Source organism: Streptomyces griseicoloratus (genome assembly GCF_014534645.1).
GTDB lineage: Bacteria > Actinomycetota > Actinomycetes > Streptomycetales > Streptomycetaceae > Streptomyces > Streptomyces griseicoloratus.
Genome location: NZ_JACVQF010000163.1, coordinates 106,130 through 127,933, shown reverse-complemented (window position 1 = coordinate 127,933; position 21,804 = coordinate 106,130). Strand labels below are relative to the sequence as shown.

The 21,804-nt window shown below is 72.8% G+C and carries 18 protein-coding genes; 9 read left to right on the top strand and 9 right to left on the bottom strand.

All coding sequences use genetic code 11. The features are described from left to right. Positions 1-30: 30 nt before the first annotated feature. The 3 genes from H0H10_RS06105 to H0H10_RS06095 all read right to left on the bottom strand — a co-directional run bounded on the left by H0H10_RS06105 (position 31) and on the right by H0H10_RS06095 (position 3,469). The gene (locus tag H0H10_RS06105) at positions 31-1,905 is read right to left on the bottom strand and encodes a rhamnogalacturonan lyase (protein ID WP_188179792.1); all 1,875 of its coding nucleotides are present in this window, start codon (positions 1,903-1,905) and stop codon (positions 31-33) included. Between the two features lie 513 nt (positions 1,906-2,418). After that, entirely contained in the window at positions 2,419-3,159 is a 741-nt protein-coding gene (locus H0H10_RS06100) for a class I SAM-dependent methyltransferase (protein WP_188179791.1), read from the bottom strand. Positions 3,160-3,163: 4 nt separating this feature from the next. After that, entirely contained in the window at positions 3,164-3,469 is a 306-nt protein-coding gene (locus H0H10_RS06095; protein ID WP_188179790.1) for a 4a-hydroxytetrahydrobiopterin dehydratase, read from the bottom strand. A 144-nt stretch (positions 3,470-3,613) separates the two neighbouring features. Here H0H10_RS06095 and H0H10_RS06090 point away from each other — a divergent pair, with 144 nt between their 5' ends. Beyond that, positions 3,614-4,429: a helix-turn-helix domain-containing protein gene (locus H0H10_RS06090; protein ID WP_188179789.1), complete on the top strand. Its 816-nt coding sequence runs from the start codon at positions 3,614-3,616 to the stop codon at positions 4,427-4,429. Here the strand turns inward: H0H10_RS06090 and H0H10_RS06085 are convergent. Continuing rightward, entirely contained in the window at positions 4,411-4,836 is a 426-nt protein-coding gene (locus H0H10_RS06085) for a hypothetical protein (RefSeq protein WP_188179788.1), read from the bottom strand. The genes H0H10_RS06090 and H0H10_RS06085 overlap by 19 nt on opposite strands. Before the next feature lie 217 nt (positions 4,837-5,053). Between H0H10_RS06085 and H0H10_RS06080 the strand changes: the two genes are divergently transcribed. From H0H10_RS06080 to narI, 6 genes are all read left to right on the top strand, one after another. After that, positions 5,054-5,917 carry a Sco1979 family transcriptional regulator gene (locus H0H10_RS06080; RefSeq protein WP_188179787.1) on the top strand — a complete coding sequence of 288 codons (864 nt, stop codon included), beginning with the start codon at positions 5,054-5,056 and terminating at the stop codon, positions 5,915-5,917. A gap of 103 nt (positions 5,918-6,020) precedes the next feature. Next, positions 6,021-6,836 carry an SAM-dependent methyltransferase gene (locus H0H10_RS06075; protein WP_188179786.1) on the top strand — a complete coding sequence of 272 codons (816 nt, stop codon included), beginning with the start codon at positions 6,021-6,023 and terminating at the stop codon, positions 6,834-6,836. Positions 6,837-6,940: 104 nt separating this feature from the next. Then, positions 6,941-10,636, top strand: a complete 3,696-nt coding sequence (locus tag H0H10_RS06070) for a nitrate reductase subunit alpha (RefSeq protein WP_188179785.1) — start codon at positions 6,941-6,943, stop codon at positions 10,634-10,636. Then, positions 10,636-12,231 (top strand): nitrate reductase subunit beta, encoded by a 1,596-nt coding sequence (gene narH, locus H0H10_RS06065; RefSeq protein ID WP_188179784.1) that lies wholly within the window; start codon positions 10,636-10,638, stop codon positions 12,229-12,231. The genes H0H10_RS06070 and narH overlap by 1 nt, the downstream gene beginning before the upstream one ends. Further along, positions 12,231-12,725 (top strand): nitrate reductase molybdenum cofactor assembly chaperone, encoded by a 495-nt coding sequence (narJ, locus tag H0H10_RS06060; protein WP_188179783.1) that lies wholly within the window; start codon positions 12,231-12,233, stop codon positions 12,723-12,725. The genes narH and narJ overlap by 1 nt, the downstream gene beginning before the upstream one ends. Then, a complete protein-coding gene (gene narI, locus H0H10_RS06055) occupies positions 12,722-13,444 on the top strand; it encodes a respiratory nitrate reductase subunit gamma (protein ID WP_188179782.1) in 723 nt (240 codons plus the stop codon). The genes narJ and narI overlap by 4 nt, the downstream gene beginning before the upstream one ends. A gap of 6 nt (positions 13,445-13,450) precedes the next feature. Here narI and dnaK read toward each other — a convergent pair whose 3' ends face one another. The 5 genes from dnaK to H0H10_RS06030 all read right to left on the bottom strand — a co-directional run bounded on the left by dnaK (position 13,451) and on the right by H0H10_RS06030 (position 20,291). Next, positions 13,451-15,313, bottom strand: a complete 1,863-nt coding sequence (gene dnaK / locus H0H10_RS06050; RefSeq protein ID WP_188179781.1) for a molecular chaperone DnaK — start codon at positions 15,311-15,313, stop codon at positions 13,451-13,453. Between the two features lie 114 nt (positions 15,314-15,427). Next, positions 15,428-15,853 (bottom strand): OsmC family protein, encoded by a 426-nt coding sequence (locus tag H0H10_RS06045; RefSeq protein WP_188179780.1) that lies wholly within the window; start codon positions 15,851-15,853, stop codon positions 15,428-15,430. Positions 15,854-16,078: 225 nt separating this feature from the next. After that, complete coding sequence (locus H0H10_RS06040; protein ID WP_188179779.1) at positions 16,079-17,506, bottom strand: amino acid permease; 1,428 nt, start codon at positions 17,504-17,506, stop codon at positions 16,079-16,081. Between the two features lie 84 nt (positions 17,507-17,590). Next, the gene (locus H0H10_RS06035) at positions 17,591-19,723 is read right to left on the bottom strand and encodes an alkaline phosphatase family protein (RefSeq protein ID WP_188179778.1); all 2,133 of its coding nucleotides are present in this window, start codon (positions 19,721-19,723) and stop codon (positions 17,591-17,593) included. Positions 19,724-19,889: 166 nt separating this feature from the next. After that, positions 19,890-20,291: a hypothetical protein gene (locus tag H0H10_RS06030; RefSeq protein WP_188179777.1), complete on the bottom strand. Its 402-nt coding sequence runs from the start codon at positions 20,289-20,291 to the stop codon at positions 19,890-19,892. Between the two features lie 83 nt (positions 20,292-20,374). Between H0H10_RS06030 and H0H10_RS06025 the strand changes: the two genes are divergently transcribed. Together H0H10_RS06025 and H0H10_RS06020 are read left to right on the top strand one after the other, a co-directional pair. Beyond that, positions 20,375-21,148 carry an MBL fold metallo-hydrolase gene (locus H0H10_RS06025; protein ID WP_188179776.1) on the top strand — a complete coding sequence of 258 codons (774 nt, stop codon included), beginning with the start codon at positions 20,375-20,377 and terminating at the stop codon, positions 21,146-21,148. Next, the gene (locus H0H10_RS06020) at positions 21,145-21,771 is read left to right on the top strand and encodes a DedA family protein (RefSeq protein ID WP_188179775.1); all 627 of its coding nucleotides are present in this window, start codon (positions 21,145-21,147) and stop codon (positions 21,769-21,771) included. Before H0H10_RS06025 ends, H0H10_RS06020 begins: the two co-directional genes overlap by 4 nt. Positions 21,772-21,804 lie beyond the last annotated feature (33 nt).

Genomic DNA, 21,804 nt, shown 5'->3' with positions numbered 1-21,804 from the left:
CTCACCGTGTCGGGGCGGTGTTCGCGCCGGTCACGGTGTGTGGACCGTCGGCCTCGGCGCCGCCGGCATGCCGGCGCCGATGAAGAAGCCGGGGTGCGGGGGCTGGTTGTAGCCGGAGTTCTGCCAGGCGAGGGCCGTGCGGTACTGGGTGTCGTGGAGCAGGGTCGTGATCCTCGTGGCCGTCTCGTGCGGTGTCGAGTAGATGCGCAGGGCCGTGTTGTCGGCGGTGCGCCAGACGACCTCCTCCCGCCAGTCGCCGAGGATGTCACCGGACAGGACCGGCGTGGCCTTGGTGCCGTTGTTGGAGGAGACGCCCGAGCCGGTGAGCAGTCGGGTGTCGCCGGACGTGCCGTACTTGTCGATGCGGGTGCCGTCGAGGAGCTCGCGGACCGGGTCGCCGTCCCACCAGGCCACGAAGTTGGTGCTGGAGGGCTTGCGGCCGTTCACCACCGTGCCCTTCGGGTCGCGGATGCCGCTCTCGGCGGACGACCAGGACTCGGCGCCCGCGCTGCCGGACCAGATGTCGGCGGACACGCCCCGGCCGTTGTCGCCGCTCGCGGGCGTGGACCACAGGATCCGGCCCGTCGCCGCGTCCGCCATCCACGACGACGGCTTGGAGGCGTCCTCGTCGACCTTGAACACCTCCAGCCCCGCGCGGGAGGGGTCGAGGTCGCCGACGTGCAGGGCGTCACCGTGGCCGTTCCGCGTGGTCCACAGGCCCTGCCCGTTGTCGTCGACGGCCATCGCGCCGTACACGATCTCGTCCTTGCCGTCGCCGTCGACGTCCGCCACGGACAGCTGGTGGTTGCCCTGGCCGTCGTAGCCCTTGCCGGTGTTGGTGGAGGAGTTGGTGTCGAAGGTCCAGCGGCGGGTGAAGGTGCCGCCCCGCCAGTCCCAGGCGGCGATCACCGTGCGCGTGTAGTAGCCGCGCGCCATGATCAGGGAGGGGCGTGAGCCGTCCAGGTACGCCGTGCCCGCGAGGAAGCGGTCGACGCGGTTGCCGTAGGAGTCGCCCCAGGAGGAGACGGTGCCCCGGGCCGGGACGTAGTCGACGGTGCCCAGGGCCTTGCCGGTGCGGCCGTCGAACATGGTCAGGTACTCGGGGCCGGACAGGACGTAGCCGGAGGAGTTGCGGTGGTCGGCCGACGAGCTGCCGATGACCGCGCCGGTGCCGTCCTTCGTGCCGTCGGCCGTCTTCATGGCGACCTCGGCGCGGCCGTCGCCGTCGTAGTCGTACACCTGGAACTGGGTGTAGTGGGCGCCGGAGCGGATGTTGCGGCCGAGGTCGACGCGCCACAGCCGGGTGCCGTCGAGCCTGACGCCGTCGACGATCGTGTTGCCCGTGTAGCCGGACTGGGAGTTGTCCTTGGCGTTGGTCGGCTGCCACTTGAGGACGATGTCGAGGGCGCCGTCGCCGTCGAGGTCGCCGACGGAGGCGTCGTTGGCCTCGTAGGTGTAGGCGACGCCGTCGGGTGTCGTGCCGCCGGCCGGCGGGGTGATCGGGACGTCCTTGTAGCCGGCGCGGAACTGGATCGCGTGGACCGAGTCGCCCTGCTCCACGCCGTTCACGACCGCGCGGACGGTGTAGTCGGCGTGGGACGGGGCGCCGGAGTGGAAGTAGTTGGTGGAACCGGTGACCGGCGTGGAGTTGACCTTGGTGCCGGCCCGGTAGACGTTGAAGGACACGTTGTCCGGGTCGGTGGCGAGCCAGCGCCAGCTGATCAGGTTGCCGCTGCCGGTGTGGACGCTGACCACACCCCGGTCGAGGGCCTCGGCCTGCCGGGCGGTGGCGGCCTCGGCGGTGTCGGTGCCGAGCGTGGTCAGACCGGCGCCGGCCAGGGCCGCCGCGGCGGCGAGGGCCGGGAGGAGGACACGGCGTCTGCGGTGCCCGCGCGGGTGCTTCATGGGGGCCTCCTGGGAGGACGGGGGATTTCCGTCCCCCAGTCGCCACCGCCACCACGGAAGTTGCCGCCCCGGCCCGGTTCCCGGCACGCCCGCCGTCGCCTTCCGGCGCCCGCACGGAGGCGGGGGCGCCACCATCCCGGCGTCCGCCCGGAGGGCAGGGCACGACTTCACCGGCGTCCACATGGAGGGCAGGGCACTGCCATCCCGGCGTCCGCCGACAGGCCAAGGCACCGTCATCCCGGCATCCACCCGGAGGGCGGGGGTCTGTTTCCGGCGTTCCACCCACAGGGCTGGCGTCACCTTCGCGGCACCCGCCCGCAAGGCCGGGTCTTACGTTCGCGGCGTTCCACCCAGAGGGTGAGGGTCGGCTTCCGGCGTTCCACCCGCAGGGCTGCGTCACCTTCGCGGCACCCGCCCACAGAGCAGCACGCCACCACCCCGGCACCCGCAGGGCAAGGCCGCGGCGTCGCGGTCCTGCCGGGCGTCGCCGGCGGGCGGGAAGCGGCGGCGGGCCTACGGCTTGATGAAGGCCCGCAAGGTGAAGACGGGGTCGGGGCGGGGGCGGTCCTGGTCGGGGAGGGCGGCGAGGCGGGCGGCGAAGGTCTCGGCGAGCGGCTCGCCGGGCGGCAGTGTGACGAACCAGCCGCGCCTGAGGTCCGCGATCGTGCGGCGCGGGCTGCGGCCCTGCCCGTGGCCGGTGAAGGTGGCCCGGCCGGCCGGGACCAGGCCGTGCGCGCCGGCGTACTGCTCGACCAGTTCCGCGGCGTCCCGGGCGGTACTGGGCGGACGGGAGGCGAGCACGGCGTCGATGTCGCTGCCCACGTTGTGCGAGGCGCCCTTGTCCACGGTGGTGACGTACACCCCGCCGGGCCGCAGCACGCGGGCGCACTCGCCGACGATGGTCCGCACGGCCTCGGCGCTGCCGGCCAGGTGCAGCAGCCACACGCTGCTGACGGCGTCGAACTCCCCGTCCCGGAACGGCAGCCGGCGGCTGTCGGCCAGCACGACGGCGCCGGGCAGCCGGGCGGCGGCCCGGCGGGCCATGGCGGGTACCAGGTCGACGCCGGTCACGCGCAGGGCGTCCCGTCCGGCCGCGAGCCGCCGGGTGACGATGCCGGTGCCGCAGGCCACGTCGAGCAGGCTGCGCGCCCGCGGCGGCACGAGGCCGAGCACGGCGGCCGCGGCGGCCGCGGCGCGGGGCTCGCCGCCGCGCGAGGCGTCGTACCGTTCCGCTTCCTTGTCGTAGTCCAGCACGCCGTCAGTGTGCACCGTGGCCCGCGGCCAGGTCCTCCACCCTGCGGGCGAGCTCGACGTCCTTCTCGGTGACGGCACCCCCCGCGCTGTGGGTGTGGACGGACAGGGAGACCGTGTTGTAGCCGAGCGTCAGGTCGGAGTGGTGGTCCAGCTCCTCCTGCACCTGCGCGATGTGGACGACCATGGCCGTCGCCTCGAAGTGCGAGCCGAGCCGGTAGGAGCGGGTGAGCCGGCCGGCGTCGAGGGACCAGCCGGGCAGCTCGGCCAGCCGCTCCTCGATCTCCTTCTGCGACAGCGGTTCGACGGGCATGGGCTGCGCTCCTTCCCTGGGCGGGCGAACGGGGCGGATACCCTCCCAGCCTGCCACAGCGCGGCCGCCGGGGCCCTGGTCACACGGGAGTCACACGGGATGGAGCGGTGCCGCAGGGCGGCGCCGTCGACTACCGTTCGGCACATGACCGCTCTCATGTCCGGTACCGCTGCCACCGCCCAGGGCGTGGGCCCGCTGCTGCGGGCCTGGAGGGAGCGGCGGCGGGTCAGCCAGCTGGAACTGGCCCTGCGGGCCGACTCCTCCGCCCGGCACATCAGCTTCATCGAGACCGGCCGCTCCCGGCCGAGCGAGGAGATGGTGCTGCGGCTCGCCGAGCACCTGGACGTGCCCGTGCGCGAGCGCAACGCGCTGCTGCTCGCGGCCGGTTACGCCCCGCACTACCCGGAGACCCCGCTGGACGACCCGGCGCTGGACGCCCTGCGCGAGGGCATGGAGCGGCTGATCCGGGGCTACGAGCCCTACCCGGCGCTGGTGGTGGACGCGACGTACCACGTGCTGGCCGCCAACCGGGGCATCATGATGCTGATGGAGGGCGTCCCGGAGCACCTGCTGGAGCCCCCGCTGAACGCGATGCGGCTGACGCTGCACCCGGAGGGCCTGGCACCGCGCATCCGCAATCTCCGCGAGTGGCGCGGGCACCTGCTGGCGCAGATGGAACGGCAGATCGCCCTGCACCGTTCGGAGCCGCTGCGGGCCCTGTACGAAGAGGTGGCGGCCTACCCGGTGCCGGACGGCGCGCCGGGTGCGGAACCCGACGAGCCGGTGCCGTACTTCGCGCTGCCGATGCAGGTGGAGCACGAGGGCCGGACGCTGTCGTTCATCTCCTCCATCTCCACCTTCAACACGCCGATGGACGTGACCGTCGCCGAGCTGGCCATCGAGACGCTGCTCCCGGCCGACCCGGCAACGGTCAAGTACCTTCACACGCTGCTTCCCTGACGTGCCCTCAGCGCGATGTGCTGGAGCAGCGCGAACCCGGTCACCGTGAGCGCCTGGAGCACCGTCCACACGGCCCCGGCGGTCGTGGGCGACAGCCATACGGCGAGGGCGACGAAGCTCAGCGCAGCCCAGGCGAGGTTGGCCTCGACGACGGCCCGTACGGCGAGGGCCGGCGGGTGGCGGCGCGAGGCCAGCAGGCCCACGGCGCCGGCGTACCCGGCGAGGAACGCGCCGAGGGCGAGCAGCAGCCCGGAGCCGGCCCCGAGGAACCGGCCGAGCGGGCCGGACAGGGCGAGGTAGGCGACCGCGTTGCCGCCGGTCACGACCGCGTCGAGGGCCAGGAATCGGCGCAGCATGACCTGCGGTTCGGCGGTGCGGGCGAGGGCGGCCAGCTGGTTCGTGGACATGACGAGTCACCCTTCGTCGGGGTCGGGCACGGCTGTCGGGACCCGGGTGCCGGACCGGAGTGCGCCGGCCCGGTACCCGGTGACTCCACGATCCCGTCCGGCCCGCGCACGGTCGATTACCCGGCAGGTAATGCCGCCGATGTGCCCACCGCCCTGTGAGATCGACAGGGGAACATGACAAACTGCGGTCATCTTCGGCGCGTTGGGGAGGCGTGGCGTGAGTGAGCGGCGTGCCGCACCCACCGTGGGCCAGGTGGTCCTGGGGAAGCGGCTGCAGGAGTTGCGCGAGGCGGCGGGCCTCAAACGCGAGGAGGCCGCCAAGGTGCTCCGGGTGGCCCCGGCGACCGTGCGGCGGATGGAGACGGCCGAGGTCGCGCTGAAAATACCGTACGTCCAGATCCTGCTGACGGCGTACGGCGTGCCGGAGGACGAGGTGACCGCGTTCGTGGCGCTGGCCGAGGAGGCGAACCGGCCCGGCTGGTGGCAGCGGTACCACGACGTGCTGCCGGACTGGTTCAGCCTGTACGTGAGCCTGGAGGGCGCGGCCCGGATGATCCGGTCCTACGAACCGCACTTCGTGCCGGGGCTGTTGCAGACCGAGGACTACGCGCGGGCGGTCATGGAGGCCGGGACCATCGGGAGCGCGGGCCCGGACACGGTCGAGCGGCACGTGTCCCTGCGCATGGAGCGGCAGCGGCTGCTGGAGCGCCCGGACCGGCCGCATCTTTGGGTGGTGATGGACGAGACGGTGCTGCGGCGGCCGGTGAGCGTCCACGGCCGGGTCATGCGCGAACAGCTCGACAAGCTGCTGGAGTTCGCCGCCCGTGACCGGGTGACGCTGCAGGTCGCCGAGTTCGCGGACGGGCCGCACCCGGGGACGTACGCGCCTTTCACGCTGTTCCGCTTCGCCGAGCCGGAGCTGCCGGACATGGTCTTCACGGAGTACCTGACGGGCGCCCTGTACCTGGACTCGCGCGCGGAGGTCTCCACGCACCTGGAGGTCCTGGACCACATGACGGCGCGGGCGGCGTCGACCCAGCGCACCGAGAAACTCCTGCGTGAGTACCGCGAGAACTTCTGATCCGCCCGACCCGTCCGCCCGACCCGTCCGCCGTCCCCTTTGCCCGCCCCATCCGCCCGTCCCGCCGCGCACCGCGGCAGAGCCTTCGAGGAGAAGACACCGCATGACCGGATCCGACGCCGCCCCCGCCCCCCTCGACACCAGCCGGCCCCATCCGGCCCGCGTCTACGACTGGTGGCTGGGCGGCAAGGACAACTACCCGGTGGACGAGGAGCTGGCCCGCAAGATCCTCGCCGTCGACGACACGGCCGTCCGCGGGGCACGCGCCAACCGCCGGTTCATGCACCGGGCCGTCCGGACGGTCGCCGAGGCCGGGACACGCCAGTTCCTGGACATCGGGACGGGCATCCCCACCGAGCCGAACCTGCACCAGGTGGCCCAGGGGGTCGCCCCCGGCTCGCGGGTGGTGTACGCCGACAACGACCCGATCGTGCTCCGGCACGCCGAGGCGCTGCTGCACGGATCGGCGGAGGGCTCCACCGACTACGTCCACGCGGACGTCCGGGACCCGGACACCATCCTGCGGCTGGCCGGCGAGACCCTGGACTTCGCACAGCCCGTCGCGCTGTCGCTGGTGGCCCTGACGCACTACCTCGGCGACGCGGTCGACGGCGACGACGTGCACGGTCTGCTGAAGCGGTACGTCGACGCCCTCGCCCCGGGCAGTTTCCTGATCCTGTCGCAGGTCACGCCGGATCTGAACCCGGAGGCGGTGGGGAAGGCCGCCGGCCTGTTCGCGCGCAGCGGCACGCCGTTCCACCCGCGCTCGCTCACCGAGTTCGCGCGCTTCTTCGACGGCCTTCAGCTGCTGGGCCCCGGCATCATCCCGGTGACCGGGTGGCGGCCCGAGCCGGAGGACGTGGCGGCCCAGGCGGAGGGCATCGTGCCGGTGTACGCGGGAGTGGCGCGCAAGCCCTGACCTACGGCCGCCCGCGTGCGCCCTGACCCGTACGGGCGCTGCGAACGGGTGCGCTCCCGCGCCCGCCCCTAGGTTCGGGAACCAGGGCGAGCAAGGGAGCGCACGTGACGGACACGCGGACACCGCCCACCGAGCCGGGCGCCGCCCTGCTGCGCGCGGGGCGGTTCTTCCGGCCCGGCACGGCCGCGCCCGACCTGCACAGCATCGGGCTGGTGGGCGGCCGGGAGGCGGACGCCTTCTACCGGGACCGGTGGAGCCACGACAAGGTCGTGACCTCCACCCACGGCGTGAACTGCACGGGCTCGTGCCGCTGGAACGTGTTCGTCAAGGACGGGATCATCACCTGGGAGACGCAGGCGACCGACTATCCGTCCGTCGGTCCGGACCGCCCCGAGTACGAGCCGCGCGGCTGCCCCCGGGGCGCCGCCTTCTCCTGGTACACGTACTCGCCGACCCGGGTGCGTCACCCGTACGTGCGCCGGGTGCTCCTGGAGATGTACCGGGAGGCCCAGGAGCGGCTCGGCGACCCGGTGCTGGCCTGGGCCGACGTCCAGGGCGACCCCGAGCGGCGGAGGCGCTACCAGCGGGCGCGCGGCAAGGGCGGGCTGGTCCGGGCGAGCTGGGACGAGGCGGTCGAGATGGTCGCCGCGGCCCACGTCCACACCATCAAGACGTACGGCCCGGACCGCATCGCCGGGTTCTCCCCCATCCCGGCGATGTCGATGGTGTCGCACGCGGCCGGTGCCCGCTTCCACTCGCTGATCGGTGCCCCGATGCTGTCGTTCTACGACTGGTACGCCGATCTGCCGGTGGCCTCCCCGCAGGTCTTCGGCGACCAGACGGACGTGCCGGAGTCGGGCGACTGGTGGGACGCGGCGTATCTGATCATGTGGGGGTCGAACGTCCCGGTGACCCGCACGCCGGACGCGCACTGGATGGCGGAGGCCCGCTACCGGGGCCAGAAGGTCGTGGTGATCGCACCCGACTACGCGGACAACGCCAAGTTCGCCGACCTGTGGCTGCACCCGCACCCCGGCACGGACGGCGCGCTGGCGCTGGCGATGGGGCACGTGGTCCTGAAGGAGTTCTTCGTCGACCGCGTCACGCCGTTCTTCGACGACTACGTGCGGCGCTTCACCGACCTGCCGTTCCTGGTGACGCTGAGCGAGCGGGACGGGGGCCACGTCCCGGCGAAGTTCCTGCGCGCCGCCGATCTGGGGCAGCAGGGCGAGGACGCGCCCTGGAAGACGGTCGTGCTGGACGAGGCGACGGGCCGCCCGGTCGTCCCGAACGGCTCCCTCGGCTTCCGCTGGAACGAGGCCGACCGGGGGAGGTGGAACCTCGACCTGGGCGACGTACGCCCCCGCCTGAGCCTGCACGGCCATGGGGAGGCGGCGGGCGTGGAGGTGCTGCTGCCCCGCTTCGACACCGACGGCGGCCCGCACGGGCAGGGCCGCGGGGACGTCGTGCGGCGGGGAGTTCCGGCGATCCGGCCCGGCGGGCCGGACGGGCCGCTGGTGACGACGGTGTTCGACCTGCTGCTGGCGCAGTACGGCGTGGCGCGCCCCGGGGTGCCGGGCGACTGGCCCGCCTCCTACGAGGACGCCGGCGCGCCCGGCACCCCGGCCTGGCAGGAGACGCACACCTCCGTCCCGGCGGCGGCGTGTGTGCGGATCGCCCGGGAGTTCGCACGGACCGCCGAGCGGTCGAAGGGCCGCTGCATGATCCTCATGGGCGCGGGCACCAACCACTGGTTCCACTCCGAGACCATCTACCGCACCTTCCTGGCCCTGCTCCAGCTGACCGGCTGCCAGGGTCGCAACGGCGGCGGCTGGGCGCACTACGTGGGCCAGGAGAAGTGCCGTCCGGTGACCGGCTGGGCGGCGCTGGCCGCCGCGTCGGACTGGTCGCGCCCGCCGCGCCAGATGATCGGCACGGCGTTCTGGTTCCTCAACACCGACCAGTGGCGTTACGACCGGTTCGGCGCGGACGTGCTGGCCTCGCCGCTGGGTCAGGGCCGGCTGGCGGGGATGACGGCCGCTGACTGTCTCGCGCTGTCCGCACGCACGGGCTGGATGCCGTCGTATCCGACGTTCGACCGCAATCCGCTTCAGCTGGGCGAGGTGTTCGGCGACCCGGTGGCGCACGCGGTGGCCGAGCTGCGGGCGGGGACGCTGAGGTTCGCCTGCGAGGACCCGGACGCGCCGGAGAACTGGCCGCGGATCGTGAACCTGTGGCGGGCCAACCTGCTCGGTTCGTCGGCGAAGGGCGCCGAGTACTTCACGAAGCACCTGCTGGGCACGCACTCCTCGCTGCGCGCCGAACAGGCGGCACCCGACGAGCGCCCCCGGGACGTGGTCTGGCGGGAGGAGGCGCCCGAGGGCAAGCTCGACCTGCTGCTGTCGCTGGACTTCCGGCACACCTCCTCCACGCTGCTGTCGGACGTGGTGCTGCCCGCCGCGACCTGGTACGAGAAGCACGACCTGTCCAGTACGGACATGCACCCCTACGTGCACGCCTTCTCGCCGGCCGTGGACCCGCCGTGGCAGGCGCGGACCGACTTCGACACCTTCAAGGCGCTCGCGGAGAAGCTGAGCGAGCTGGCCGCCGGCCATCTCGGCGTGCGCAGGGACCTGGTGGCGGCGCCGCTCCAGCACGACACACCCGGCGAGACCGCCCAGCCGGGCGGTGTCGTGCGGGACTGGAAGCGCGGGGAGTGCGACCCGGTGCCGGGCAGGACCCTGCCGAACCTGACCGTCGTGGAGCGGGACTACACGGCGGTCGGCGCGAAGTTCGCGGCGCTGGGCCCGCTGGTGGAGGCCAAGGGCCTGCCCGCCAAGGGCATCACGCTGAAGCCGGACGAGGAGGTCGAGCGGCTGCGGCACATGAACGGCGCGGTACGGGGCGGCCCGGCCGACGGACGCCCGGCGCTGGACACGGCGGTGAAGGCGGCGAACACCGTCCTGGCGCTGTCCGGCACGACCAACGGGCGCCTGGCCGTGCAGGGCTTCCGCACCCTGGAGGCGAAGACCGGGCAGGAGATGGCGCACCTGGCCGCCGAGCACGAGGGCAAGCGGGTCACGTACGCGGACACGCAGGCCGCGCCCGTGCCGGTGATCACCTCGCCGGAGTGGTCGGGCAGCGAGTCGGGAGGCCGCCGGTACACGGCGTTCACGCTGAACACCGAGCACCTCAAGCCCTGGCACACGCTCACCGGCCGGCAGCACTTCTTCCTGGACCACGACTGGATGCACGAGCTGGGCGAGGCACTGCCGGTGTACCGGCCGCCGCTGGACATGCACCGGCTGTTCGGCGAACCGCGGCTCGGCCCCGACGGGCAGCGGGAGGTGACGGTCCGGTACCTCACCCCGCACAACAAGTGGTCCATCCACTCCGAGTACCAGGACAACCTGTTCATGCTGTCCCTGTCCCGGGGCGGGCAGAACATCTGGATGTCCCCGCAGGACGCGGAGGCCGTCGGGGTGGCCGACGACGACTGGATCGAGGCGGTCAACCGCAACGGGGTGGTGGTGGCCCGGGCGGTGGTCTCGCACCGCATGCCGCCCGGCACGGTCTACATGCACCACGCGCAGGAGCGCACCGTGAACGTGCCGCTGGCGGAGACGACGGGCATGCGCGGCGGCATCCACAACTCGCTCACCCGGCTGATCCTCAAGCCGACCCATCTGATCGGCGGCTACGCCCAGTTGTCCTGGGCGTTCAACTACCTGGGCCCGACGGGCAACCAGCGCGACGAGGTGACGGTGATCCGCCGCCGCGCCCAGGAGGTCGAGTACTGATGCGCCCGATGGCCCAGCTCGCGATGGTCATGAACCTCGACAAGTGCATCGGCTGCCACACCTGCTCGGTCACCTGCAAACAGGCGTGGACCAACCGCCGGGGCATGGAGTACGTGTGGTTCAACAACGTCGAGACCCGGCCCGGCCAGGGCTACCCCCGCCGCTACGAGGACCAGGACAGGTGGCGGGGCGGCTGGGAGCTGAACCGGCGGGGCGCGCTGAAGCTCAAGGCGGGAGGGAGGCTGAAGAAACTCGCCGGGATCTTCTCCAACCCCAGGCTCCCCGAGATCAAGGACTACTACGAGCCCTGGACGTACGACTACAAGAACCTCACCGACGCCCCGCTCGGCACCGACTACCCCGTGGCGCGGCCCGTCTCGCAGCTCGACGGCAAGCCGATGAAGATCGCGTGGTCGTCGAACTGGGACGACAACCTGGCGGGCGCCCCCGCCCACGGCGATCTCGACCCGATGGTGGAGCGCACCCGGGAGCGGGCCGCCGAGAAGGTGCGGTTCGCCTACGAGCAGACGTTCATGTTCTATCTCCCGCGCATCTGCGAGCACTGCCTCAACCCGTCCTGCGTGGCGTCCTGCCCGTCCGGGGCGATGTACAAGCGGTCGGAGGACGGCATCGTCCTGGTCGACCAGGACCGCTGCCGGGGCTGGCGGATGTGCGTGACCGGATGCCCGTACAAGAAGGTGTACTTCAACCACCGCACCGGCAAGGCCGAGAAGTGCACCTTCTGCTACCCGCGCGTCGAGGCCGGCCTGCCGACGGTCTGCTCGGAGACGTGCGTGGGACGGCTGCGGTACCTGGGGGTCGTGCTGTACGACGCCGACAGGGTGACCGGGGCCGCGTCCACGCCGGACGAACGGGACCTGTACGAGGCGCAGCTGGACGTCTTCCTCGACCCCGCCGACCCCGCGGTGATCCGGGCGGCAAAGGAGGCGGGCATCCCGTACGACTGGCTTCAGGCGGCCCGCCGCTCCCCCGTGCACGCGCTGGTGAGCACGTACCGGGTGGCGCTGCCGCTGCATCCGGAGTACCGGACGCTGCCGATGGTCTGGTACATCCCGCCCCTGTCGCCGGTCGTGGACGCGCTGGCGGAGACCGGGCACGACGGCGAGGACGCGGGCAACCTCTTCGGTGCGATCGACACGCTGCGCATCCCGCTGGAGTACCTGGCCGAGCTGTTCACGGCGGGTGACGTCGGCCCGGTGCGCGCGTCCCTGGAGAAGCTGGCCGCGATGCGCTCCCACATGCGGTCGGTCAACCTCGGCGACGAGCCCGACCCGGCCGTCCCGGCGGCCGTCGGCATGACGCCCGGGGAGGTGGAGGACATGTACCGGCTGCTGGCGATCGCCAAGTACGAGGAGCGGTACGTGATCCCGACGGCGGCCGTCGGGGACGCGCGCCGGCTGGAGGAGTCGGCGCTGCCCGAGGCGTGCAGCCTGGACTACGACGGTGGCCCGGGGATGGGCGGCGACGGCCCGTTCGGACAGGACTCGGGACGGCGGCGGCTGCCGCTGGTGCCAGTGGAGAACTTCCACATCCTGCGCAGGCGGCAGACCGCGGACGACGAGAGGGAGGTCTGATGCCCGGCTTCGAGGTGCTGTACCAGGCGGCGGCGCTGTGTCTCACCTACCCCGACGACGACTTCCGCGCCCGGCTGCCGCTGGTGCGCGAGGCCGCGCCCCAGTTGCGGGGGTTCACCGACCACGCGGCGGTGACTCCGCAGGGGGAGCTCCAGGCGCACTACGTGGAGGTCTTCGACTTCAGGAACCGCCACAGCCTGTACCTGAGCTGGTGGCGGGACGGGGACACCCGGCGGCGCGGGATGTCGCTGGTCCGCTTCAAGGACCTCTACCGCGCCCACGGGCTCACGTTCACCGGCGAGGAGCTGCCCGACTTCCTGCCCGCCGTGCTGGAGTTCACCTCCCGCACCGGGGACGACGGCCTGCTCGTCGAGCACCGCGGCGCCCTGGAGGAGCTGCGCTCCCGGCTCACCGCCTTCGGCACCCCGTACGCCTGCGTCCTGGACGCCGTGTGCGCCACCCTGCCGACCACACCCCCCGGAGACCGCCCGTGACCGTCTTCCTGTGGGGTGTGCTGCCCTACGCCGCGTTCGCCCTGCTCGTCGCCGGACTGGTCTGGCGGCACCGCTACGACCGGTTCGGCTGGACGACCCGCTCCTCCCAGGTGTACGAGTCGAAGCTGCTGAACATCGCCTCCCCGGTGTTCCACTACGGCATCCTCTTCGTGCTGGTCGGCCATCTGGTCGGGCTGTTCGTGCCGGCGTCGTGGACCGGGGCGCTCGGCGTGAGCGAGTACACCTACCACCTGTTCTCCCTGTACGGCGGAACGGCGGCCGGGGTGCTGGCGGTCGCCGGGATCGGGATGCTGATCTACCGGCGCCGCACCAAGGCGCCCGTCCTCCGGGCGACCACGGCCAACGACAAGGCCATGTACGTCCTCCTGCTCGGGGCGATCGTGCTGGGCATGGCCGCCAAGCTCTCCGACACCTCCGGCGACGGCTACGACTACCGCGGCACCATCGCCCCCTGGGCGCGCTCCCTGTTCATCCTGCGCCCGCAGACGGGGCTGATGGAGGGCGTGCCGGTGCTGTACCAGGTGCACGCGGTGGCCGGGATGGTGCTGATCGCCCTGGTGCCGTACACGCGTCTGGTGCACATGTTCAGCGCGCCGGTGCAGTACCTGGTACGGCCGTACGTGGTGTACCGGTCGCGCGACCCCCGGCAGCTGGGGCCGCGCCCGGACCGGCGGGGCTGGGAGCGGGCGGGGTCCTGAGCGGGCCTAGGCGGCGGGCCCCTTGGTCTCCCGCTCGTCGTCGACGATCTCGGCGTCCACCACGGATTCGTCGTCCTGCGGTGCGGAGGACTGTCCGCCGCCCGCCTCCGACGACGGCTGGGCCTGGGCGTACATCGCCTGGCCCATGCGCTGGCTGACGGAGGCGAGCTTCTCGACGCCCTCGCGCAGGGCGGCCGTGTCGGCGTTCCGCTCCAGCCGGTCCTTGAGGTCGGCGACGGCCGACTCGACCTCTCCGCGTGTGTCGGCGGGAATCCGGTCGCCGTTGTCCCGGATGAACTTCTCGGTCTGGTAGACGAGCTGTTCGGCCTGGTTGCGGGTCTCGGCCGCCTCCCGGCGTTTGCGGTCCTCCTCCGCGTACTGCTCGGCGTCCCGCATCATGCGGTCGATGTCCTCCTTGGGCAGTGCCGAGCCGCCGGTGACGGTCATCTTCTGCTCGCGGCCGGTCGCGAGGTCCTTGGCGGAGACGTGCATGATGCCGTTGGCGTCGATGTCGAAGGCCACCTCGATCTGCGGGACTCCGCGCGGGGCGGGCGGCAGGCCGGTGAGGTCGAAGACGCCGAGCTTCTTGTTGTAGGCGGCGATCTCGCGTTCGCCCTGGTAGACCTGGATGCCGACCGAGGGCTGGTTGTCGGTCGCCGTGGTGAAGATCTCCGAGCGCCGGGTCGGGATGGTGGTGTTGCGCTCAATGAGCTTGGTCATGATGCCGCCCTTGGTCTCGATGCCCAGGGACAGCGGGGTGACGTCGAGGAGCAGCACGTCCTTGACGTCGCCGCGCAGGACGCCCGCCTGCAGGGCCGCGCCGACGGCCACCACCTCGTCGGGGTTGACGCCCTTGTGCGGCTCCTTGCCGGTGAGTTCCTTGACCAGGTCGGTGACGGCCGGCATGCGGGTGGAGCCGCCCACGAGGATCACGTGGTCGACCGCCGAGAGCTTGACGCCCGCGTCCTTGACCGCCTGGTGGAAGGGGTTGCGGCAGCGGTCGAGCAGGTCGGCGGTGAGCTCCTGGAACTGGGCCCGGGTGAGCTTCTCGTCCAGGTGCAGCGGGCCCTCGGCGGAGGCCGTGATGTACGGCAGGTTGATGGTCGTCTCGGTCGACGACGACAGCTCGATCTTGGCCCGCTCGGCGCCCTCCCTCAGCCGTTGCAGGGCCATCTTGTCGCCGCCGAGGTCGATGCCGTACTGCCCCTTGAACCGCTTGACGAGGTACTCGACGATCCGCTGGTCCCAGTCGTCGCCGCCGAGATGCGTGTCCCCGTTGGTGGCCTTCACCTCGATGACGCCCTCGCCCATCTCCAGCAGCGACACGTCGAAGGTGCCGCCGCCGAGGTCGAAGACGAGCACGGTCTGGTCGCTCTCCTTGTCCAGTCCGTACGCCAGGGCCGCCGCCGTCGGTTCGTTGATGATCCGCAGCACCTTAAGGCCGGCGATCTCACCGGCCTCCTTGGTCGCCTGCCGCTGGTGGTCGTCGAAGTAGGCGGGGACGGTGATCACCGCGTCCGTGACGTCCTCGCCCAGGTACGCCTCCGCGTCCCGCTTCAGCTTCTGCAGCACCCGCGCGGACAGCTCCTGCGCCCGGTAGCGGGTGCCGTCGATGGCGCCCTGCTCGGGGAAGCGCCAGTGGGCGTCGCCCATGTACCGCTTCACGGAGCGCGCGGTGCGCTCGACGTTGGTCACGGCCTGCCGTTTGGCGACCTCGCCGACCAGCACTTCGCCGTTCTTCGCGAAGGCCACGACCGAGGGGGTGGTCCGCGCGCCTTCCGCGTTGGCGACGACCGTGGGTTCGCCGCCCTCCAGCACGGCCACCACCGAGTTCGTGGTCCCGAGATCGATACCGACCGCACGTCCCATCGCCGTCCCCTTTCCGCCAGGGCAACCTACGGGTGCCTATGCTCTCCAGCACAAAACTTGAGTGTGCCGTTGTCAAGGGCGCATGGCTGCTCTGGCGGAAGGGGCCGGCCCCGGTCAGGCGAGCTTCGCCGACAGGGTGATCGTCGTTCCGGTCAGCGCCTGGCTGACCGGGCAGTTCTTCTTGGCGTCCTCGGCGGCGGCGACGAACGCGTCGTTGTCGATGCCGGGGACGGTGCCCTCGACGGTGAGGTGGATGCCGGTGATGCCCTCACCCGGCTGGAACGTGACGTCGGCCGAGGTGACCAGCTTGGTGGGCGGGGTACCGGCGCCGGCCAGGCCGTGCGACAGCGCCATGGAGAAGCAGCTGGAGTGGGCGGCGGCGATCAGCTCCTCCGGGCTGGTCTTCCCGTTCGCCTGCTCGGCGCGCGACGGCCACGACACCGGCTGCTGGCCGATGCCGGACGAGTCGAAGGTGACGACACCGTTGCCCTCGAGCAGGTTGCCTTCCCAGACGGTGTGTGCGGAACGCGTGGTTGCCACGACGCATCCTTTCGAATTCTCTTGCTGAAGCCGGTCGATGGGAGCCCGTGCCCGGGTCCCCGCCCCCATCCGATCACACTCCGGCTCAGCTCACCCGGAAGACCGGTCCCCGGGCGGTGAACGGCAGCCGCGCACCACGGTGGCGCGATTGCGGCGCCGATGCCGATCTCGTCCCGGGAGCCGCACCGTGGCGAGGCCGACGGCCCGGGGCGGTCCGCAGCCGAATCACCGCCCGGCCGGCTCCTGCGCCCGCTGCCCGCGGGCCGCCATCACGGCGTAGACCAGCACGCCCGCGAACAGGAACAGCACGCCCTGGTACACGGCCGCGTACCCGGCGCCCGCGACCAGCCACAGCGAGAAGCCGGCCGCCACCGAGGCGATCACGGCGTCCCGCACCAGGCGTCCGCGGTCGACGCGGTCGCGCCGCCCGGACACGAGGTGGAAGAGCTGTGCGGCGGTGGCCAGCAGGTACGGCACGGTCGCGGTGAACGTGGTGACGAGGACCAGGACCTCGAACACCTTCGCCGAGCCCGAGCTGTAGTTGTAGACGGTCAGCAGCGAGGCGAGGACGACGGTGACGCCGACGCCGACCGTGGGCACCCCGCGCCGCCTGCGGGCGAACGCGGCGGGGAACAGCCCGTCCTTCGCCGCCGCGTACGGGGTCTGGGCGCTCAGCAGCGTCCAGCCGTTGAGGCAGCCGGTCATCGACACCAGCGCGGCCAGGGCCACGGCCCAGCCGCCCCAGGCGCCGCCGAACATGGCGTTGACGGCGTCGGAGAAGGGGGCGGTGGACTCGACCAGGCGGTCGTGGGCGACCGTGCCGAAGACGGAGAGCGTGCCCAGCAGGTACACGAGCGCCGCGCCCGCCGTACCGATGACGGTCGCGCGCCCCACGGTGCGCCGGGGGTTCTTGACCTCGCCGGCGCTGACGGCGGCGGACTCCACGCCAAGGTAGGAGAAGAGCAGGATCGCGGCGGAGGCGGAGACCGCGCCGATCGCGCTGCCGCCGCCGGCGTGGAAGGGGCCGAGGTTGTCGGGGTCGAAGAAGAACAGGCCGCCGATGGCCACCAGCAGCAGCGGCGCGAACTTCAGCACGGTGGACACCAGCTGCACGGCGCCGACGTAGCGGGTGCCGGCGAAGTTGGCGAGCGCGGGCAGCCACTGCAGGGCGAGGGCGGCGAGGCAGGCGGTCCAGCGGTGGTCGTTCACCGGCACCAGGACGTCGAGGTAGCCTACGGCGGCGACGGCGAGCGCGGCGTTGGACACCCAGGTGGTGATCCAGTACGCCCAGGCGGCGAGGAAGCCGGCGAAGTCGCCGAAGGCCTCGCGGGCGTAGACGTACGGGCCGCCGGTGCGCGGGTCGCGGGCGGCGAGCCGGCCGAAGACCAGGGCGAGGGCGATGGCACCGACGGTCAGGACGCCGAAGGCGAGCAGGCTGATCGTGCCGTACGGGGCGACGGAGGCCGGAAGCAGGAAGATGCCGCCGCCGATGATGTTGCCCATGACCAGGGCGGTGGCGACGGGCAGCCCGAAGCGACGGGCGTGCCGGCCCGTCTCGACGGTGGCGGTGGGGTCCTCGGCGGGCAGGGCGGTGGCCGCGGGGATCTCCTGCGGGGCCGGAGCCGACGAAGGGACGGTTCCGGTGACGTGCATGGGGTGGTGCGCCTCTCTTCGAACTACTGCCCGGGATCGCCGGGACGGCGCCCATGGTCCGGCATGGCCCCGGGCGGCTCAAAATCAGGCGCTTTTGTCCTGTACGAACCCCTCCGGCACCGCAAAAGGTACGTCTTCGCGGCCCGCCGGCCGGGAATCGTCCAGAGGCACCTGGGGGCCGTTCGACTCTCGCAGCCAGCGTCGCAGCACCCGGTGGACGTGCTCGGCACCCACGAGTTCCGCTCCCTCCTCCACCGGCGCCGGCAGGACGACCGGCGAGAGCAGGAAGGCCTTCGACTGGGCGCCGCCGAGCCCTCCGTGGGAGCCGATCTGCTCCTCGAAGGCGAGCACCTCCCCGTCGGCCGGGTCGTGGAAGGAGTTGACCATGATGTCGGCGGTGTGCGGGAAGGAGTGCGTACGGCGCACGGCGTCGGCGGCGCCGGGACCGAAGGGCGCGAGCGGACCGGGGTCCTCGTCGAGCCGGTCCAGGGGTATCTCCGCGCCGCGTGCGCCGAGCACGACCCCGCCGTGCTCCTCGCTGCGCACCAGCAGGAAGCCGATGCCGGGATGGTTGGCGAGGGTGGTCAGCAGGGCCGGGTGACGGGCGTCGATCTCCTCCTTGCTCATCCGGTGCGGCACGTCCGGGAAGGAGACCAGGCCGAGATTGCCGGAGGCGAGCACGACCGGTTCCCGGCGCCGGCGGGCGGGGCGGTGCTCCTCGGCGCCCTCCTCGACCGGCCGGCGCAGGGCGGCGCGCACGGTGTTGCGCGCCTCGGCGCCGCTGCGGGTGCGCTGCGCCCGGCGCGGCACGGGCAGGCCGCAGCCGGCCCGGACCAGGTCGCCGAGGGTGAGTCCGTAGCGGGCGCGGAAGGTCTCGCCGGGGCTCTGGCCGTGGTCGGAGAGCACGACGATCCGGTACCGGCGCGGGGCGTGCTCGGCGACCTTCTCGATCAGCGCGACGGCCCGGTCCAGGCGCTGGAGCACCTTCGCGGCGTCCCGGCTGCGCGGCCCGGAGTGGTGCGCCACCTCGTCGTACGCCACCAGGTCGGCGTAGACGGCGGTGCGCCCGGCGAGCATGTCGCCCATCACCGCGGCGACGACGACGTCCCGTTCGACGACGGTCGCGAAGGCCCGGACGAAGGGGTAGAGGCCGCCGCGGGAGACCCGGGGGCGGACGTGCCGCAGGCGGGCGCGGGCGGACTGGGTGATCTCCCGGACCACCTCGGCCACGAAGGACAGGGCGGTGCGGACCGCGTTGGCCGGGTCGGAGAAGTAGGCGAAGTAGCCGGCCCGGGACCGGGTCTCCCGGCTGCGGCGGCGGGTGGCGATGGACAGCACGAGGGCCTGTTCGTCGGCTCCGCCGCCGAACAGGTTGCCGCGGCTGGCCCCGTCGAGGCTGAGCAGTCCGCCGTCGCCGGTGTGCGCGACGGCCCGGCGCTGGAGTTCGGCGGCGCTGGTCGGGCGGTTGCAGACCACCACCTCGCCGCTGTCCTTCTCGTACCACCGGAAGGCGGGCACGTCGTGGTTGCTGCCGTGCAGGATGCCGAGCTGGCTGGCGCCGGTCTGGCTGGACCAGTCGGTGCGCCAGGGGGTGAGCCGGTGGGTGGCGGGCGCCCCGTCGCCGCCCAGCCAGCGGGCGAGGGTGGGCATCGTGCCCTGCTCGACGGCTTCCGCCAGGACGTCGTGGCCGACCCCGTCCAGTTGCAGGAAGACCGTGCCGGGGCCGGCCGGGCAGGGCGGGTGGGATCTGCGGCGCCGGTCGGCCAGCCGGTAGAGCCTGCGCCGGTAGGCGTCGTCGTCGCGCACGGCGAGGGCACCGCCGGTGGCGGAGGCCACCGCGGACATCACCGCCGCCACCACGACGGCGGTCTCCGGGGCGACGGCGCCCCGCGCCGCCGGGTTGACGTCGAGCGCGAGGAACAGCAGCCCGCCGTTGAGGAAGAACACGAGCAGCCCGAGGACCAGCGCCGGCACGAGCAGCAGGAGCCGGACCAGCAGCGGCCACACCAGGGCGGACAGCAGGCCGAAGGCGCCGGCGCCGGCCGCGGCCGTCACGGCTATGTCGGTGGCGCTGTCGCCGTCGGCGGACTGGAGCTGGAAGTCCGGCAGGATGCCGGCGAGCACGAGCATGGTGACCGTGGAGACGGCCCACACCGCCACGCTCCGTCCGACCTGACTGGCGACGCGTCGCCAACGCCCTCCGCCCACGCCCAGCACACCTCACGTTCCGGGCCCGCCCTCGGCGCGGACCCCTCCCCACCTTGTCACAACGGCCCGGGGCGACCGTTTGTCCCCCCGGGTCCGGTTTCGCACGCGACTGCGAGATCACCCTCCGTGCCCGGCCGGCGCCCGGCTCCCCGCCCGCGGCGGCCCGCGCCGGGGCTCAGCGGCCGTCGTAACCGGCCGTCGGCATGGACAGCCGCCGGTGCACGCAGGCCTTCATCTCGGCGTCGTACGACGGCTCGGCGTGCCCCACCGTCTCGACGCGGACCCCGCGCCGCGCGCACTCGGCGGTGAACTCCTCGACCGAGGCGAGCGCGCTCTCCAGGACGCGGCGGCTGGGCGCCACGAACAGGTCGCGTCCCGGGCGGACGCCCTCCCACAGGGCCTCGTGGTCCGGCCGCAGGCCGCGCACCAGCAGTTCCCTGGTCACCACGTAGCCCTGCTCGGCGGCCCAGCGGGCGCACATGGCGTGCTGGCTGCGGGAGTCGACCAGGAAGGGGTCGTCGTCCAACTGCTCCAGCGGCGTCAGACTCGCGATCGCCGTCACCCGCACCGGCCCCATGGGGTCCCCCTCACCTCCCGTTTTCGCCGCCGACCCTACTCCTGCACGTAGGCTTCGGGGAGTCGCGCGAAGGAGGCAAAGAGGTGCCGGCGGAGGTCACCTGGTGGGGTCACGCCACCTGCACGGTCGAGGACTCGGACATGCGTGTGCTGACCGATCCGCTGTTCGCCCGCAGGCTCGCGCATCTGCGCCGCCGTCGCGGGGCGGTGCCGCCTCCCGACGCCCGGCGCGCGGACCTGGCGGTGGTGTCGCATCTGCACGCCGACCACCTGCACGTGCCGTCGCTGGCGCGGCTGGAGGCGGGCACGCGCCTGCTCGTGCCCCGGGGGGCGCCACGGGCGGTGCCGGGGCTGCGCCGGCTCTCGCACCTGAAGGTGACCGAGGTGACGCCCGGTGACGAGATCGCGGTCGGGGACCTGCGCGTGCGGGTGGTGCCCGCACGCCACGACGGACGGCGGCTGCCGCTCGGACCGCACCGCTCCCCCGCGGTCGGCTACGTCATCGAGGGCGAGGCCCGCACGTACTTCGCCGGGGACACCGGCCTGTTCGACGACATGGCCCGGGAGGTCGGGCCGGTCGACGCCGCGCTGCTGCCGGTGGGCGGCTGGGGACCGTACCTGGGCGAGGGCCACCTGGACGCGGGGCGGGCGGCCGAGGCGCTGGCCCGGCTGGCGCCGCGCAGCGCGGTGCCGGTGCACTACGGCACGTACTGGCCGATCGGGATGGACGCCGTGCGCCCCCATGAGTTCCACGCGCCGGGCGACGAGTTCGTGCGCCTGGCGGCGCTGCGTGCGCCGGGTGTGGCGGTGCACCGGCTCGGGCACGGCGAGAGTGTGCGGGTGGAGGTCGCGCGGTGACGTGGCTGGGGGCCGCCTCGACGAGCATTCCGCCCGAGCCGACCCAGCAGGCGCTCGGCTATCCGTCGCTGTTCCTGCTGGTGCTGATCGGGGCGCTGGTCCCTGTGGTGCCGACGGGTGCGCTGGTGAGTTCCGCGGCGGTGGTGGCCGTCCACCAGACGATGCCGCTGTCGCTGGCGCTGGTGTTCGTGACGGCGTCGCTGGCGGCGTTCCTCGGGGACATGGCGCTGTACTGGCTGGGCCGGCGCGGCATGGGTTCGAAGAACGGCTCGCGCTGGCTGGAGGCGATACGCTCCCGGGCGCCCGAGGACCGGCTGGCGCAGGCCCAGGAGAAGCTCGCCGAGCACGGGGTGGCCGTGCTCGTGCTGTCCCGGCTGGTGCCGGCGGGGCGCATCCCGGTGATGCTGGCCTGTCTGCTGGCACGGTGGCCGGTGCGCCGCTTCGCACGCGGCAATCTGCCCGCCTGCCTGGCCTGGGCGGTGACGTACCAGCTGATCGGGATCCTGGGCGGCGCGCTGTTCAAGGAGCCGTGGGAGGGCGTGGCCGCGGCGGTCGCCCTCACCGTCCTGGTCAGCGCGGCACCGACCGTCTGGCGCCGGCTCCGCGGCCAGACCGCCCACTGACGACCCGCCCACGCCCACTGACCACCCACCCAC

Excerpts from the sequence above, each read along its gene's own strand:
- H0H10_RS06040 (WP_188179779.1), bottom strand. The coding sequence starts at position 17,506 with ATGCACGTCACCGGAACCGTCCCTTCGTCGGCTCCGGCCCCGCAGGAG.
- dnaK (WP_188179781.1), bottom strand. The coding sequence starts at position 15,313 with ATGGGACGTGCGGTCGGTATCGATCTCGGGACCACGAACTCGGTGGTG.
- narJ (WP_188179783.1), top strand. The coding sequence starts at position 12,231 with ATGCCCGGCTTCGAGGTGCTGTACCAGGCGGCGGCGCTGTGTCTCACC.
- H0H10_RS06085 (WP_188179788.1), bottom strand. The coding sequence starts at position 4,836 with ATGTCCACGAACCAGCTGGCCGCCCTCGCCCGCACCGCCGAACCGCAG.
- narH (WP_188179784.1), top strand. The coding sequence starts at position 10,636 with ATGCGCCCGATGGCCCAGCTCGCGATGGTCATGAACCTCGACAAGTGC.
- H0H10_RS06105 (WP_188179792.1), bottom strand. The coding sequence starts at position 1,905 with ATGAAGCACCCGCGCGGGCACCGCAGACGCCGTGTCCTCCTCCCGGCC.
- H0H10_RS06090 (WP_188179789.1), top strand. The coding sequence starts at position 3,614 with ATGACCGCTCTCATGTCCGGTACCGCTGCCACCGCCCAGGGCGTGGGC.
- H0H10_RS06030 (WP_188179777.1), bottom strand. The coding sequence starts at position 20,291 with ATGGGGCCGGTGCGGGTGACGGCGATCGCGAGTCTGACGCCGCTGGAG.
- H0H10_RS06075 (WP_188179786.1), top strand. The coding sequence starts at position 6,021 with ATGACCGGATCCGACGCCGCCCCCGCCCCCCTCGACACCAGCCGGCCC.
- H0H10_RS06095 (WP_188179790.1), bottom strand. The coding sequence starts at position 3,469 with ATGCCCGTCGAACCGCTGTCGCAGAAGGAGATCGAGGAGCGGCTGGCC.